General features: G+C 34.8%; 19 protein-coding genes and 1 tRNA gene. 5 read left to right on the top strand and 15 right to left on the bottom strand.

What is annotated here, in order from left to right; translation table 11 throughout:
* Window positions 1-111 precede the first annotated feature (111 nt).
* Window positions 112-1,683, top strand: coding sequence for an ABC transporter substrate-binding protein (locus ACQY2P_RS00205; protein WP_428326426.1), 1,572 nt, complete (start codon window positions 112-114; stop codon window positions 1,681-1,683).
* 20 nt (window positions 1,684-1,703) lie between these two features.
* Here the strand turns inward: ACQY2P_RS00205 and ACQY2P_RS00200 are convergent, their stop codons facing one another.
* Both ACQY2P_RS00200 and ACQY2P_RS00195 read right to left on the bottom strand, forming a co-directional pair.
* The gene (locus tag ACQY2P_RS00200) at window positions 1,704-1,883 is read right to left on the bottom strand and encodes a hypothetical protein (protein ID WP_428326425.1); all 180 of its coding nucleotides are present in this window, start codon (window positions 1,881-1,883) and stop codon (window positions 1,704-1,706) included.
* Window positions 1,884-1,892: 9 nt separating this feature from the next.
* Window positions 1,893-4,529 carry a DEAD/DEAH box helicase gene (locus ACQY2P_RS00195; RefSeq protein ID WP_428326424.1) on the bottom strand — a complete coding sequence of 879 codons (2,637 nt, stop codon included), beginning with the start codon at window positions 4,527-4,529 and terminating at the stop codon, window positions 1,893-1,895.
* Window positions 4,530-4,697: 168 nt separating this feature from the next.
* On the opposite strand from ACQY2P_RS00195, the gene ACQY2P_RS00190 reads away from it, so the two are divergent.
* Window positions 4,698-4,886, top strand: a complete 189-nt coding sequence (locus ACQY2P_RS00190; RefSeq protein ID WP_428326423.1) for a hypothetical protein — start codon at window positions 4,698-4,700, stop codon at window positions 4,884-4,886.
* A gap of 23 nt (window positions 4,887-4,909) precedes the next feature.
* On the opposite strand, the gene ACQY2P_RS00185 is transcribed toward ACQY2P_RS00190, so the two are convergent.
* From ACQY2P_RS00185 to ACQY2P_RS00170, 4 genes are all read right to left on the bottom strand, one after another.
* Window positions 4,910-5,143: a hypothetical protein gene (locus tag ACQY2P_RS00185; protein WP_428326422.1), complete on the bottom strand. Its 234-nt coding sequence runs from the start codon at window positions 5,141-5,143 to the stop codon at window positions 4,910-4,912.
* Between the two features lie 40 nt (window positions 5,144-5,183).
* Window positions 5,184-5,378: a hypothetical protein gene (locus ACQY2P_RS00180; protein WP_428326421.1), complete on the bottom strand. Its 195-nt coding sequence runs from the start codon at window positions 5,376-5,378 to the stop codon at window positions 5,184-5,186.
* Between the two features lie 27 nt (window positions 5,379-5,405).
* Window positions 5,406-5,660 (bottom strand): hypothetical protein, encoded by a 255-nt coding sequence (locus ACQY2P_RS00175; protein WP_428326420.1) that lies wholly within the window; start codon window positions 5,658-5,660, stop codon window positions 5,406-5,408.
* A gap of 204 nt (window positions 5,661-5,864) precedes the next feature.
* Window positions 5,865-6,467: a nitroreductase family protein gene (locus ACQY2P_RS00170; RefSeq protein WP_428326419.1), complete on the bottom strand. Its 603-nt coding sequence runs from the start codon at window positions 6,465-6,467 to the stop codon at window positions 5,865-5,867.
* A 300-nt stretch (window positions 6,468-6,767) separates the two neighbouring features.
* Here ACQY2P_RS00170 and ACQY2P_RS00165 point away from each other — a divergent pair, with 300 nt between their 5' ends.
* On the top strand, window positions 6,768-7,781 hold the full coding sequence (locus ACQY2P_RS00165; protein ID WP_428326418.1) for an NAD(P)/FAD-dependent oxidoreductase: 1,014 nt from the start codon (window positions 6,768-6,770) through the stop codon (window positions 7,779-7,781).
* A gap of 148 nt (window positions 7,782-7,929) precedes the next feature.
* Here the strand turns inward: ACQY2P_RS00165 and ACQY2P_RS00160 are convergent, their stop codons facing one another.
* A complete protein-coding gene (locus ACQY2P_RS00160; protein ID WP_428326417.1) occupies window positions 7,930-8,379 on the bottom strand; it encodes a GNAT family N-acetyltransferase in 450 nt (149 codons plus the stop codon).
* Window position 8,380: 1 nt separating this feature from the next.
* Window positions 8,381-9,085, bottom strand: coding sequence for a YkgJ family cysteine cluster protein (locus ACQY2P_RS00155; RefSeq protein ID WP_428326416.1), 705 nt, complete (start codon window positions 9,083-9,085; stop codon window positions 8,381-8,383).
* Window positions 9,086-9,116: 31 nt separating this feature from the next.
* Between ACQY2P_RS00155 and ACQY2P_RS00150 the strand changes: the two genes are divergently transcribed.
* Window positions 9,117-9,437: a hypothetical protein gene (locus ACQY2P_RS00150; protein ID WP_428326415.1), complete on the top strand. Its 321-nt coding sequence runs from the start codon at window positions 9,117-9,119 to the stop codon at window positions 9,435-9,437.
* Between the two features lie 46 nt (window positions 9,438-9,483).
* Window positions 9,484-9,574 (top strand) — tRNA-Gln (locus tag ACQY2P_RS00145).
* A 21-nt stretch (window positions 9,575-9,595) separates the two neighbouring features.
* On the opposite strand, the gene ACQY2P_RS00140 is transcribed toward ACQY2P_RS00145, so the two are convergent.
* From ACQY2P_RS00140 to ACQY2P_RS00110, 7 genes are all read right to left on the bottom strand, one after another.
* Window positions 9,596-10,195 (bottom strand): 30S ribosomal protein S7, encoded by a 600-nt coding sequence (locus tag ACQY2P_RS00140; RefSeq protein WP_048069045.1) that lies wholly within the window; start codon window positions 10,193-10,195, stop codon window positions 9,596-9,598.
* Window positions 10,196-10,197: 2 nt separating this feature from the next.
* Complete coding sequence (locus tag ACQY2P_RS00135) at window positions 10,198-10,635, bottom strand: 30S ribosomal protein S12 (RefSeq protein ID WP_141976444.1); 438 nt, start codon at window positions 10,633-10,635, stop codon at window positions 10,198-10,200.
* 3 nt (window positions 10,636-10,638) lie between these two features.
* Window positions 10,639-11,103: a NusA-like transcription termination signal-binding factor gene (locus tag ACQY2P_RS00130; RefSeq protein WP_012214736.1), complete on the bottom strand. Its 465-nt coding sequence runs from the start codon at window positions 11,101-11,103 to the stop codon at window positions 10,639-10,641.
* A 54-nt stretch (window positions 11,104-11,157) separates the two neighbouring features.
* The gene (locus tag ACQY2P_RS00125; protein ID WP_428326414.1) at window positions 11,158-11,481 is read right to left on the bottom strand and encodes a ribosomal L7Ae/L30e/S12e/Gadd45 family protein; all 324 of its coding nucleotides are present in this window, start codon (window positions 11,479-11,481) and stop codon (window positions 11,158-11,160) included.
* A gap of 74 nt (window positions 11,482-11,555) precedes the next feature.
* Window positions 11,556-13,127: a tetratricopeptide repeat protein gene (locus ACQY2P_RS00120; protein ID WP_428326413.1), complete on the bottom strand. Its 1,572-nt coding sequence runs from the start codon at window positions 13,125-13,127 to the stop codon at window positions 11,556-11,558.
* 82 nt (window positions 13,128-13,209) lie between these two features.
* Complete coding sequence (locus tag ACQY2P_RS00115; RefSeq protein WP_428326412.1) at window positions 13,210-14,388, bottom strand: hypothetical protein; 1,179 nt, start codon at window positions 14,386-14,388, stop codon at window positions 13,210-13,212.
* Window positions 14,389-14,424: 36 nt separating this feature from the next.
* A complete protein-coding gene (locus ACQY2P_RS00110; RefSeq protein ID WP_428326411.1) occupies window positions 14,425-14,658 on the bottom strand; it encodes an LSm family protein in 234 nt (77 codons plus the stop codon).
* Window positions 14,659-14,661 lie beyond the last annotated feature (3 nt).

Genomic DNA, 14,661 nt, shown 5'->3' with positions numbered 1-14,661 from the left:
AGCATTAGGTTTAGAGCCAAAAATTTTCTAGGCATAAAATTTGTCATAGATAATAAAAGATTCTCTACAAAGATACGCATCTCTTTATATCAAAACTTCTAAAAAAATTCAATGAATAGCACACAACTTCTAAGCGTTGTTTTATCCATGATTCTGGTACTTGGTGTATCTGCAGGTCCTGCATTTGCACAAGTAGACGATGATATGGATGATGACAAAGTAGATGACACTTCAATTGAAGAACATGAGGATGAACGTGAAGATTATGATGATGATCTAAAAGAGGATTATGATGATGATCGAGACGAAGATTATGATGGTCTAAATGAAGTTCATGACGATGACAGAGACGACAAACATGTAGATCTTGATGATAGACTAGAACATTTCTGTGATATGACTGATGAGGAAAAACGTCAGTTCTTTGCAGATCATCCAAGAATTGAGCAGTTTGCAGACAGACTAACAAACTATTGTGAAATGTCTGAAGATGAACAAGATGATGCCATTGATGAATTTATTCGTGAAAATTTTCCTGGAGAAAAAGAACATGATGGTGATTATGATCTTGGTGATCTCTTAGATAGATTCTGTGCAGCTACTGATGAGGATAAACGCAAACTATTTGCAGACCGTCCTATACTTGAACAATTCAGAGACAGACTAGCAAACTATTGTGAAATGTCTGAAGATGAACAAGATGCAGTAGAAGATCTTTTGGAAAACTACAAAGGAGAAATCAGAGCTAACATTAGAGAACATGCCGACGTCTACAAAAAAGACCATGCCAAAGACTTTAGAGAAAAACTAGAGAATTATTGTGTAATGTCTGATGAAGACAAGAAAGCATACATTTCTGAACATGGCAAAACAGAAGAACATCAAACAAAGATGAATACATACTGTGAAGCTGACGAAGCTGAGCGGACAACCTTCATCAAAGATAATCTAGAGACATACAAAGCACACATGAAAGAAAGAATGATGGATAAATCTGACCATATGGATTATGACAGAATTTGTTCATTATCAGATTCTGAACGTGCAGCAGAAATTGATGATTCAGAAAAACTTGACAGGGTTTCAGCCTGGTGTGATATGACTCCAGAGGAAAGAAAGTCCTACAAGCAAGAACATCATGATTCTATGAAAGACAAAATGATGGATAAACATCATGACATGAAACTTTCAGAAAAATCTCAACGTCTCAAAGCAATGATCATGACGAAGTATGATATCTCTGATGAACGAATGGATGAAATCAAGAAAAAATATCGTGAAAAACACGGAGACCTTGACAAGAAACATTCTGAATTAAAGATGAAGTTCAAAGAACACATCAAAAAGATGAAGCATGGAATCTCTGATGAGAGAAAATCTATGATTCATGATAGAATTGCAGAGATGAAGGCCTTCAAGTCACAACTACGTGAAAAAGCATCAGAGATGACTGATGAGGAAAAGCAACAACTTAGAGAAGAATTCATTGAAAAAGCAAAAGACATGCAACTAGCATGGATTTCTCCACGAATTCAGATTGCAGCTGGTGTTGATGCATCAGATGTAGAATGTCGTGAAGGATACAGCCTTGTCATGAAAGTATCAAACGGTGTATCAATGTGTCTCAAAGCTGACACTGCACTAAAGATGATAGATAGAGGTATTGCAGTTCCTGCAAACTAATCCTTTTTTTATTTTTATATCTAGACTTTTTGCCAACAGTTAGTGGCGCCACATTGGCCGCAGTTTGACTTTGCATTCCATTTTGCAAAGTCCTTGTCAGCTGGAATCTTGACTACTGTGATTCTCTGGCATCCTGAACACTGTACCTTGATTGGAACGTTTCCCTCATTTCCACCAACAAACAAGTCCTTGAATCCCATGATTAATCACTAAACAAATACAGCAAAAAAATCTATTGCATCTTTTTTGGATAGTTCCTTGTTTTTTGTCTGGCAATAACTGTTGGTAAATGTGCATTTTGGGCATCCTCCCCACTTTTCACCTTCAGAAATGGCCGTTTTCTGCACAGAATCAACCGGGCAGTCACAGTCACACAACAAGGAATAGCAAGTCTCAAGCACTTTGTTAAAATCTTCATAGATTATCTTACTGCATCCATTGAACCCATCTGATGAGTTGTCATAAAGATAGATTGTCCCATTCTCATAGTACACATCCATATCATTTGACTCAGATTTTGTGATAATTTTTGCAGTATTAATCAAGACATGACAAATTGTGTGAATTCTAGAATCAGATGCAATCTGATTTTTAGACGAATCACTAGACAATACAAACTCTGAAGGAATTACAATGCTTACTGAAGAGTGTTTTGATTTCCAGTTAAAGTTTCGCCAGGATGGAACAGTACTTCCATTAAACGTCTGGAAATTTTCTGCTGAATCATTGTAATTTCCTTTAAGATACCCTGTAATGGTTCTGCTAAGCTCAATTATTCCATAACGCAATTGCAGTTTTTTGTTATTTTTAGTAATTTCTTTGTGTACGGCATTTCTTTCGGATGTTTGAAGAATTGATGTTCTAACAATTGGAATTGTTCTTTTCTGGGATTCATAAGATCTTTTCAGATAAGCTCTAGCACCGTTTTGAGATTTTCTCAAAGAGATTACCTCATAGTTTTGTTTGTTGAAATGATAAATTGCATTTTGATGTAATTGATAATATCCAACAGGAACACCGCGGGTTCCAATCTTTCTAGAGTTTAGATAAATTGTAATTTCACCTGATGCTCCACGAAGATTAATGCTATTTGCAAAATCAAAGAACTGAGATTTGTCAGAACTTTCAGCAGATTCTGTTTCAATATCTATTGATTCAGCATGTTTGTCTGAAATTATCGAATTTTTCTTATTAATTGGAATGACATGATCTTGTGAGAGATACTCTTCAATATGGCGTGCAAAATAGTGGCAAGCTGCATCATCAGGATCAAGTACACATATTGCATAGGATTTCTGACCCATTCTTCCTGCACGTCCAATTCTCTGCACAAAGGAATCATACTCGTTTTTGAAGGCAGAAATCACTACATCAACGTGCCCAATATCAATTCCTAGCTCCAAAGTAGGAGTACAAGAGAGAGCATCAAGTTCTCCTGCCTTCATTTGAGCCTCGTATAGTTTTCTGTTATTTTGATCCAAACCACCTCTGTGAATCTGGATTCTTATTCCATCATTTGTAGCCTCTACGTTTGATGCAAGAAATTCTGAATCATTGTGAGAGTTATTAAAGATTAGTTGGGTAGAATGATTCTTGTAACATATTGATGCTAGCATCTCCATTGTTGTTCTCTGTCCAAACTTACGTGGCATGACAAACAACATGTGCATGTTTCTTTTTCTTCGAGTTTTGCTTTTGATAAACGAGAATGATTCAGCAGGCAAATCAAACATGTTTGAAAAAAATTCTTGAGAATTATCAAGAGTAGCTGAAGATCCAACAAACTGTACATCTCCCATGTACCTCTTCATTCTTTTTAGAACATGATACACGTTAGAGCCATGAAAACTTGTGTAAGAATGGGCCTCATCCATAACTAAAATTTTTGCATTCTTGAATAATTCATTCCATTTTTTATCTTGCAAGATCAAATGATAATTGATAAAATCAAAGTTTGTTGCAATGATTAAGGATTTTTTGGCAGCATCTGCAATTATCATGTCTTTGTATTCTGAGCTCTGGCCGCCATGGATAGAATAGACATCTACTGAATTTTTTAATCCACAGTTATCAATGAGTTTTGATATTTTTGACACCTGATCATCAATTAGTGCATTAAGTGGATATACAAACAGAGCAAAGACACCAGGTTCTTTTTGTTGTGAGATTTTTTCTAATATTGGAATGGTAAATGCTTCAGTTTTTCCAGAGCCAGTTGGAGCAGAGATTATAGAATTTTTTCCATCCAAAATTGAACGGATCGATTCCTCTTGGAATGAAAGCAATCCAGTAAAACCATATTTTGCAATTCCTTTGAGAATTATTTCAGATAGTACATCATTTAGGCTCGAGATAGGTATCTTTTGAGGCTCTGGGGAGACCATGTTTTCATAGTGAACTATTCCCAAGGATTCTTCTTTATGTCCCTTAACTATCTCACGAATTATCAAATCCTCATTGATTAGAGATTTTGGAATTTTTGTAATATCATAAAGAATCTCTTGTGGGATTGGAATGGTTGGTTTTAGTGCAACCTCTTTTTTCTTTACTTGTTTTATTTCATCAGGGAAGTATTCTGATTCAGTAGGTCCATCGCATCTATGTGGTTCATCAGTTCTAGAATCAATGGGAATGAATTTGCCGCTATCTGATTTGAATTCCTCATCCCAATAGATCTCAGCTCCGCATCCCTTTGAACAAGGTTTTGTCTTTCCAGAATAGTTCATTCCATAAGTTGGTCTTTTTGGAACAACCATATCGGGATTACATTTTGGACAAATTCCAGGTCCGCCAACATCTTCAAAGTTTTGAGTAAGTTTAGTGTCACATTTAGAGCAAAATTTCATGAATGTTTTCTGATAGAGCCTTTAATGAAGATACGATAAGTTTAGAGCTAACATGAGATCAAATTTGATTCAATTATTCATTAGCGATTTGTAGTTGTCAAAATAGATCCTGCGATCAAAAATTAATTTTCACTCTTGTTGCTAAATCACAATTGCAAAAAGTAATTCATGAAAAATACAAAAGAAGAAACCGTTATAGAAAAACCAATTCAAGACAGACTAAGACAGGCAAGTCACATTACAGTAGAGTCTGCACTTAGAAACAAAGTAAATCTTAACATTGCATGGTATGATGTACATGGGGAACAACAGAATCAAAAATTCACAATTTCAGCAGGTTCAGTTATAGAATTTTAGGAATTATTCCTATTCTTCTTTTTTTAGTTTACACCTTTTCTTCGAGAAAGTTTTTCGCCTGAAAACTTGCTAGTTCGCTCAAACTCTTCTGTTTTAGCCTTAATTTCATCCCTTTCTTCTTGTGTCTGCTCACGAATAATTACGTCTTCAGAGTCAGTGTAATTTTGACATTTGTTACACAGCCACAAGGTTCCCTTGTCATTAGCATTGTACATCGGATAACGTCTTTCTTCACATTGTTTACAGTAAAGAGGCATGATTTGTCTAGAAATATTTCTCAAATTAAGCGTATTGGATTTATTCCAATTCAGATAGAATGAGAGTACGTTTTTTGCGCAAATTCTTTAGGTTTTTTTCTAATCGCCGTAGAGTCTCTGAATCAGAATCAGACTTTTTGGACTCAGATTCTTTATGTTCTTCTAATTTTTTGATTCTAGAATCAGTGTCACTTAATGCCGTTTTGAGTGCTGTTACATCCTTTTCAAAAGGCAAATCACAGAATTCTGAACGATTAACAAATTAAGGGTTTATGGAATAAAGATCTCTTTGATTCCACTGTTCTTGTTGATATTCAGTTTCAAAGACATCAAGGGATTTTGCAATACAGTCTTCTTGGTCAGTTCCCTGTGAGAATAACTTTTTGCAGTCATCAACTGCAAGCTGTAGATTTCTCTGATCACGTTCTGCAACATACACATCATAGTTTGATATACCCATTATTCCAACAATTATTGCAACTACAACTACAATCAATAAAGGAATTATTGGTCTCATCGTCCTGAGATATAAGCCACATAGAGTATTATAGACACTATAGTGGATACTCCAATAATTATACCAAGTTCTTTTTTAGAAAAAACTGCAGTTCTGTAACTCAATGAATAATTTACTTTGTCACAGAATTTAGGGTTTAGGATTATAACCAATTACATCAGAGTAGCAGCAATTGGTATTTGGGATTCTCTCAATTAAGAATAATTAGAATTTGTTCTCAAAGGCTACCTCATCCAAAGGTAACTGGCCTCCACGTTGTGCTGCATCTTCTGCTCTTTTACCAACTACAACCATCATTACTATAAGATGATTTTCTGGAAGATTGATTACTTTGGCCATCTTATCATAATCAAAGCCAACCATTGGGCATGAATCAAGTTCCATGTCACGAGCTGCAAGCATTATTGTTTGAGCTGCCATACCACAAGAGCGAATTGCTTCATCTCTTTGAGCTTGTGTATCAGTTGAATATTTTTTCTCAAGATTAGCTTTTACTAGTTCTTGTTTTTCTATAGTATGATTTTTCCAGTAACGTAATGGTTCAGACTTCCATGCAGTCATATCACCACACAAAACAACAACCAAAGAACCATCTTTTAATTGAGCTTGTCCACGAGCAGCTTCAGAAATTTTCTCTTTGACATCTTGATTAGTGACATAAACAAATCTCCAGTTTTGTTGATTGTAACTAGTTGGAGACAATATTACATGTTCCATGAGTTTTTTGACTTCTTCAGAAGTCATCTTGTGAGTTGGATCAAATTTTTTGATTGCACGTCGTGTCGATATTGCTTCAAAAACATCCATAGAGTAAATCCAAAATTAATCTAAAATAAATTAAACGAAAAGACAATCGAGATTAAGACCAAGACCAAATGAGCCTTGATGACATCTCTTATCACTTAAGATCAGAAACGGTTGTCCTCTGATGACAGTGATTTCATCTTAAGATCTGAAACGATTGTTTTCAGACGACAGACTTGTCTTTTCTTATACAGATTATGTGAATTTGATATTTAACCAGTACTGATAATTTCTACTAATGGGAAATAACCTGAACAAATTCAGATAGTCTATTTATTACACCCCAAAGATTCACAAAATATCTTGAAAATTGCAGTAATGGGAATGGGAGTAGCAGGGTCCTATCTTATGGCTAGACTAAAAGACGCTGAACATGATGTTACGGGATACGAGTTAAACCCAAAGGAGAGACATGATTCCATTTGTGCTTGGGGTACAATCAAGCCAATTCTTACTGAATATTGTAAAAAGACTGGCAGAGATTTTAACGACTTTCTAATCCATGATGGAAAAAACATGCATGTCAAGATGAACAATGATGTAAAGTTTGACATTGGATTACATGGATTATGTACTTATGACAAGATTGGCTTAATCAAAGATTTCATTAAAGATTCTAAAATTATCTACGGTAAACCACCATCACTTGAAGAATTAGAAAAAGAGTATGATATGATAGTTGATTGTACTGGATTTCACAGGGTGTACTTACCAAAGTTAAAGGAAGATTTCTTTTTGCCAACATACGAATACAAAGTAGAATATGAAAACGGAGTTCCCTATGATGACTTTTACATTGAACCATTTCCCGGAATGTCAGGATATTTCTGGTATTTCCCACTAGGTGAAAAATGGGCTCACATTGGTGCAGGAGATTACAACAAGAATCACATCAAGGCAACTGATGACTTTTTGAAAAAACATGGAGGTAAAGTTCTCAAGACAAAAGGTAGACCAATTAGATTAGCAACTCCTGACAGATGCAAACCATACTATTCAGGAAAAGTAGTTGGTGTTGGAGAGTCTATCGGAACAGTTTACGCGTTGTTAGGTGAAGGAATTATTCCATCAATGCAATGCGTTGAGCTTTTCTTAGAGAACATGCATGATGTCAAAGCATATGAAAAAGCAGTTGAAGAACATTACAAAGTGTATGCCAAAGTTTTCAATTTTGTTAGAGCCAAAATTAAAAAAGATTTCAATTTCTTCAAATCACTACCAGACTTTCTTTCAATATTCCGTTACATGAAAAAGAACGAAGATAGATTTGGAATGGACATCAAGATTGCTGACTTGATGAAAGTGGCCAAAGCCTAAATCTATCTAAAATTCATCACCACAAACTGAACAATGACAATGCCCATCAGATTGTGTATGGTTTCTGCATTTTGCACACCAATTTGTTGACATGAAACAAAATCTAGAATTTGTCATTTACAAAGAAATGTCAAAGAAATTTGAGTTATCAAAGATTCTTTGTAAAAGATAGTGAAGACTGCTCAAATCCCAAGTGTTTATAGAATTCATGAGAGTTTGTTCGTTGATTTCCAGATTCCAGTCGAATTCTATGGTATTTTTTCTTAGTAGCATAAGTAATACAAGAGGTGATTAGTTTTTTTCCTATTCCTTGACCTTGGTGTTTTTCAAGAACAATTAATTCTGGAATATACATCTCCAATGTATCACGATTCAATCTTGATAAGAGTAACACACTAATCATACCAACAATTTTCACATCATCAAAAACTGCAACAAGGAGTTTTTTGTCAGAATCTTGGATGTAGTTCTTTACAAGTTTTCTAAATGAATCAACATCAGAGTCTTGTTGTGGTTTAGGACGTCCAAGATCATATAACAATCCAAGAATTATTGGAATGTCTTTGTCTGTTGCATCTCGAATCGTTACGTTTGCCATCTTAACTAAAACTCATAGAACCAAAACCTTCTCTGTTTGTTCTATTTGATGCCATGTTGTAATCATAAATTATCTTGGAATATTCTTTGAATTCTTCTTTCATGGGTTCAAGGTCTTCAGCCAAATAGAATCCAGGGCAATCACCAGTAAACTGGTATGTTGCATGAACACGAGGTTTTCCTTTCTCGTTTTCTAACCAACTAGAAAATGGATACAGATAGCATACTCCAGGTCTGTCTGGATGCATAGAGCAACCTCCCTCCTCATTCAAAAATCTACAAGAGATGTGAGTACCATCATCAGATTCAGTCTCATCTGTTTTTCTCTTGAGGTTAATTGTAGTCATTGTAGTCATCTGTCCAGATGGTCCGGGTTCAGAATAGGTAACAGTTAGAGTTTCATTTTTGATAAACTCTGAAGGCTTTTGGTACTTCAAGCCCTTGCCAATGGTAATCAAGTCATCTGAAGTCAATGGTAATCTTCCTTGTCTGTCACAGCAGTTGTGACAGTCAGGCCAAAAACATTTCCATAAAATGAATTTTTTTTCAGAATTCAGATAAGGTACATGAAATACAACATCTTTTACTTTGATTGGTTTGTCAGAGACATCAGTAATTTTTCCAAGCATAAAGTTTCGAAGTATAGGATCAACATCCCAATCTTTTTGCAGTAAATCTAATGACTCCTCAATCTCCTTTTGGGACAATAAGTTATAACATCATTTGCAGATGTTATTAATGTTGAGTGAAAAAGGCAAGTATGCTTCAGCTACAGAAAATAGAAGATTTGTCTGGTCAGAAATAGTTTGGCCTTTAATTTTAGAAATAAATGATGTTGCATTTACTTTAAAACAATTCCAAGACAAACGTGATAAAATTTGCCAACAATACAATCTCTCAATTAATGTCCCATCAAGGGGATTGGCATCACTGCAACAAAAAGGAATCATACTCAAAGAAGGAAACCTTTACTCCATTCATTACAAGTTGATTCCCTACATGCGACTAAGAGCAAAATGTGATTATGCAACTGCAATTAGAGAAGTTAGACTAAAGTAATTACAACAAATGATTATATTCTAAACATTCAAAATTTCTTTCAAGTAGCCCGATAGTCTAGCGGTCAAGGATTCTGCCCTCTGGATCTCACAAAGTGGATATAGGCGGAGACGGCAGTTCGAATCTGCCTCGGGCTACTGGAATAATTTCTAAAAGTTCTATCTTGATGCTTGTGCGATTCTTTCTAACTCATTCTTCTTCTTTACAGAAGGAGCATTAGGATCGTTATCTGCAGCCAAGATTAGTTGTTCTGCCATGTGTTCTTCGATTGGTTTTGGATTAGAGAATGTGGATTCTTTGATTGCATCTGCAATGAATCTTAAAGCCAAGTCGACTCTTCGGATTGGTGCAACATCAACTGATACATGATAAACAGTACCACCATAAACAATTCTTGTTGTATCCTCGTTAGGGGCAGAATTCTCAACTGCTCTAACTAGTACCTCTACTGGGTTTTTACCAGTTTTGAGTTCGATAATTGTAAATGCAGTTCTAACTGTATTGAGAACTTTGGTTTTCTTTCCAGTCATTCTACCAGTATTCTTTGCATATTTTTTACCAAAGTGCATTGTCTTGTTGATTAATCTTTCAACAATATTGACATCTGCTTTGTTGAATCTTTTGAGTGCAGAACGACCAAATGTATATGGTAAGATTTGTTTTCTTAGAGAAATTGCAGTTTTAAGACCTGGGTCTTTCACTTCAATATCAGATAAATCCCATTTTCTAAATAATAACAAGTTTTTTGTTTGTGCCATTTCTATCTCCTTGGTTTCTCCTTCTTTCCAATTACTAGTTCATGAAGTGCAGTGCCATTTACTTTGAATACTTTGAATCTAACACCAGGAATATCTCCCATTGCACCACCTTGAGTTGCACCCATTCCTTGAATGTGAACTTCATCGTGTTCATCAATAAAGTTCATTGCACCATCTCTTGGCAAGAATGCTGTAACTGTTTTACCATTTTTAATTAATTGAACACGAACACATTTTCTAATTGCAGAGTTTGGCTGTTTTGCTGCGACTCCGACTTTTTCTAAAACAATACCTCTTGCTTGTGGAGCACCACCAAGGGGATCTGCTTTTTTATCAATACCTAATTCTCTTCTCTTGTAAGTTGAGATTGCCCATCTTTGTTTCTTCTTTTTAGTAGTTAGAACTCTGCCTGCAAATAATCCAAGTGGTGATTTTCTCATATTCTACATCTCCAAAGTTTGTCTTTCAGGACTGTTAATCAAGACACTAGTAATATCAAAATATCGTTTTGCAAGCATTCTTGCCTTCTCAGCATTTCTGCCCTCTCTTCCTACAACAATTCCTTTCTTTCTTGGGTCTACCATAACGATTGCCTGTTTTGTCCCATCTGCCCGTGTATTTATTTTTACTTCAGAGACTAGTTTAGAATTAAGCAAATTGGACAAAAATTTTGCGGGGTCCTCGTCAAATTCTACGAGTTCAACGTTTCTTTTTACAATGTTTTGTAATGATTTGATATGCATTCCACCCTTACCAATTGCAAGGCCCATCTTTCCTGTGTTAACTACAAAAATCACTCTATCTTGTTTTTCATCTTCAACACAATCACGTGCGGTTGCACCTGTAACATTTTGGAACAAAGACATCATACGCATTTGATCCGTTGTTAGTTTGATTGATTGTGTCATAATTCTTAATGTCTCCAAACAAAAAATGTCTCATTTAAACTTTCAATAATACATCTAATCATTTTTTTCCTCAGCTTCTGTATCTTTTAAAATTGATTTGATGTTTGCGTCATCAATTGATGTGAATGAAATTGTTGAAATTCTAAATTGTAAGCCACATAATCTGCCCAATGCGACTGAAGTTCCTTGGAAGTTCACTAAAGGTATTTTTTCTTTTTTTGCGTCTGATTCAATTTGCTCAACCATTTCTTTCTCTACAGATTGAGACAATACAATTAGCTTGGAATTTTTTACAGAGTTTAAAACTTGTTTAGCACCCATTGTTAGTTTTCCTTCTTTACGGGCATCCTTCAAAGATTTTTCAAGTATCTTACTCATGTTTTTCCTTATGAGCATCGTCGCAACAGGGCTTTATAGGTTTATGGAAAAATTACGCACACAAAAAAGAAAGATCACTCACTAAAACCAAACAAAGATGAGAATACACGTGTTAATTCTTCAAGAAAGTTAGTTTGTTTTTCATTTTTATTTTCTGTTGGGATTATTTTTTCAGGTAAAGTTTTTTCATTTAACGGAGTTTCAATTTCTGATTCGGGTGTACTAATCACTTTAGGAATTTCTTGAATTTCAGATTTTAGTGATAGTGCAGTGTTAAGATTGGTTCTGGCAGTATAGTAATTTGGATTCTCTTCTAGAATTTCATTGTAAAGTAAAATGGCATCATCAAGATTTCCAAGATTTGCTAAGGCATTTGCCTTGTTATTTTTTGCAGGCAGGTAGTCAGGATCAAGAGCAATAGCATGATCATAGTATGCAATTGCTTCCGAAACATATCCAACTTTTCCTAATGTAGAGCCTTTGTTAACAAGAATCTCAACATTGTCAGGATCTTCAAGTAAAGACTCATTAAAAAAATTCAAAGAATTATCAAATTGGCACAATCTGTAAAGAGCAGGACCCATACCATCATAGTACGAAATTGTATCAACAAAAATACTAGAATCACATTCAAGATTAATTTGATTTAGTAATTTTCCAAGTTCAATATCTTCTACAGAAAGATTTTCATGGTCTTTATTTTCTAAAATATTTTCGGGAGTTTTTGTTTCAGTTTCTTTTGAAACAATTTTTGCTTCTTTGATTTCTGGTTTTTCATTTATGTTTTCTTTTTGTAAAATTATTGTTTCATTAATGGATTCTATTGTTGTGTCTTCGGTTGTTTGTGTTGTGTCTTCGGTTGTTTGTGTTGTGTCTTCGGTTGTTTGTGTTGTGTCTTCGGTTGTTTGTGTTGTGTCTTCGGTTGTTTGTGTTGTGTCTTCGGTTGTTTGTGTTGTGTCTTCGGTTGTTTGTGTTGTTGTGGAAGGTTCTTCAGAGTATTCAAAGAAATATTGTGCATCAGTTTCAGCATAATGTGCTTTTATCGAATATGTTCCTTCAGCTTTAAAGTTTACACCGTCTTTAACAAGAAAACTTGTGGAAAATTTCAAGTCATTGTTTATGTTTCCAAAATAAAATCCAGCAGGGGTTCCAAATGGATCATGAACTCCAATTAGGACAGTAGGTGAATCCAAAGTTGAGACACTTCCAAAAATTTTGATTGTGTCGCCATCAGAATAATGATCTTTTTCAGTATAGAAAGATGTGATTTCAGGCACTATAACTTCCTGAGGAACGGTTTCAGGTTCAGATTCAACAGCATCACCTTCAATTACAAAAGTATGTTCTTCAGTAACTTGACTATAATCTAATTTTACGAGATATTCACCAAGTATTTCATAAAATGGAGATTCCAAAGAAATTGTTTTTGAGAAACTACCATCAGATGAAAGTTCCAGATTATTTGCAGATAAAATTTTTCCATCAGGATCAAATATACTCAAAGCAATGACAGGCATTCCAAAATCAATTACCTGCCCAGAAATTATCAGTGTGTCACCAGTTTGGAAATTATCCTTGTTAAAACTCACATTAAATGAATCAGCAAAGATGTCATCAAACACAAGCGGTGCAAAAGCTGTTAACACTAGAGTTATCCCTAGGATGAATCGCATCACAACAAAAAACACGTAATTTTCTATTTAATAATCACGTATAATTGATACTTTTTCATTCTACAGAAATTGATCTTGTTATAGAATCAGATAGAGCAGTTGGATCTTTTAGCGAAGTCCAAACAAATGTTTCAATGTCATAGTCCCCAGATTTTTTTGGAATCCAAGATTGAGAAACATCAAGATTTTGTCCAGAAGATAACTGACCTTGAATCCAAGAGAGAGATTCCACATAATTTTGAGAGTTTCGTACTTGAAAGAGATAAACAAACTTTTGATCATAATCTTGCAAATTTGACAAACTACCAACTATCTGAACTTGTTGTTCAGAAGAGAGAGTTGTTAGATGATTTCCAAAACTATCAGAGATTTTAATTTCAGAGTTTTCTAATCGTTGAGTTGAAAGAATGGATGATTCTACTCTAGATTGAGCCTGAATCTCCAAATTATCCGATTCAGAATATGGTTTTGGTAGCGTATAGTCGTTATATCTAGTAAAAATTTCATCACCAGGAATCGCATAAAGCCTATTTCCACTTGATGCAGAATTTTGAGTAAGGAATACAGTAGAAACAAAAGAGCCAGAATCTTCAGATGTCTCTATTGCATTTGCAGTAATTCCACCAACATCAGAGTTTGAAAAAACTTCAACTTCAATTTGATCAATTGCCTCAGGATTGAGGTTCATGTCAAGATCAATTACTCTAACTATTACAGAATCATCATTAAAGAAAACATCATTTGTAAATTCTACGGTTCCAAGATTCCACGATACAGGTACAGATTCGGACAACACTACACCATCGGCAAATTCAAAGGATACAGTTACTGCTGAATTTCTTTCAACTTCCAAGAATCCACTTGTAGGACCAGTTCCAATGGTTCTAGGGATCGTATCATAATCACCATCACCATCTGTATCATGTAAGAATCCAGTGAGAATTATCTCGCCGGTAAATATTCCACTAGACACATCTGTTTCAGTCAACCTGTACGGTTCTAATGAATGACTCCGTGTCGATATTTTGATGGGATTATCATTATCACCACCAATTGAATCAATCAAGTCTTTGTCAGTGTTCCAGCTAGGAGCAATTATTTTGATTTTGATTTTATCAGTCCAAGAGTAAATTGGCCTATCAAAAAATATTGGAGCATAGGGGTTGTCATAGTCTGGAATATCTTGTGCAGTTGCAAACGGCAAAATAAAAATTAAAAATAAAAAATCAAGCAATTACTTTACATATAGAACGTTAAGATTTATGGTTTGTTAGTTTGATTCTTCTTCAGGAAGGGATATTGCTAGAATGTTGTCTCCACGAAGCAAAACCTTGCCTAGTTGTTTTTTATTGTCCTCAGAAACATCTTCGGCATTTTCTAATGTAAGATTCATGTGAATATCAAAGTCTTTGAGAATGCCTTGAATTGTTTTGTTATTTCTTAATCGAAGTAATACAACTTTGTCTTTGGAGTTTGTCATTAGTGTTGAAATTTCATCTGCCATAAT

The sequence above is a fragment of the Candidatus Nitrosopumilus sp. genome, from assembly GCF_965262695.1.
GTDB lineage: Archaea > Thermoproteota > Nitrososphaeria > Nitrososphaerales > Nitrosopumilaceae > Nitrosopumilus.
This window is presented reverse-complemented; position numbering and strand designations above follow the sequence as displayed.

Coding starts and splice junctions, on each gene's coding strand:
- ACQY2P_RS00205 (WP_428326426.1), top strand. CDS start 112: ATGAATAGCACACAACTTCTAAGCGTTGTTTTATCCATGATTCTGGTA.
- ACQY2P_RS00200 (WP_428326425.1), bottom strand. CDS start 1,883: ATGGGATTCAAGGACTTGTTTGTTGGTGGAAATGAGGGAAACGTTCCA.
- ACQY2P_RS00195 (WP_428326424.1), bottom strand. CDS start 4,529: ATGAAATTTTGCTCTAAATGTGACACTAAACTTACTCAAAACTTTGAA.
- ACQY2P_RS00190 (WP_428326423.1), top strand. CDS start 4,698: ATGAAAAATACAAAAGAAGAAACCGTTATAGAAAAACCAATTCAAGAC.
- ACQY2P_RS00185 (WP_428326422.1), bottom strand. CDS start 5,143: ATGCCTCTTTACTGTAAACAATGTGAAGAAAGACGTTATCCGATGTAC.
- ACQY2P_RS00175 (WP_428326420.1), bottom strand. CDS start 5,660: ATGAGACCAATAATTCCTTTATTGATTGTAGTTGTAGTTGCAATAATT.
- ACQY2P_RS00170 (WP_428326419.1), bottom strand. CDS start 6,467: ATGGATGTTTTTGAAGCAATATCGACACGACGTGCAATCAAAAAATTT.
- ACQY2P_RS00160 (WP_428326417.1), bottom strand. CDS start 8,379: ATGGCAAACGTAACGATTCGAGATGCAACAGACAAAGACATTCCAATA.
- ACQY2P_RS00150 (WP_428326415.1), top strand. CDS start 9,117: ATGTTGAGTGAAAAAGGCAAGTATGCTTCAGCTACAGAAAATAGAAGA.
- ACQY2P_RS00140 (WP_048069045.1), bottom strand. CDS start 10,195: ATGGCACAAACAAAAAACTTGTTATTATTTAGAAAATGGGATTTATCT.
- ACQY2P_RS00135 (WP_141976444.1), bottom strand. CDS start 10,635: ATGAGAAAATCACCACTTGGATTATTTGCAGGCAGAGTTCTAACTACT.
- ACQY2P_RS00130 (WP_012214736.1), bottom strand. CDS start 11,103: ATGACACAATCAATCAAACTAACAACGGATCAAATGCGTATGATGTCT.
- ACQY2P_RS00125 (WP_428326414.1), bottom strand. CDS start 11,481: ATGAGTAAGATACTTGAAAAATCTTTGAAGGATGCCCGTAAAGAAGGA.
- ACQY2P_RS00110 (WP_428326411.1), bottom strand. CDS start 14,658: ATGGCAGATGAAATTTCAACACTAATGACAAACTCCAAAGACAAAGTT.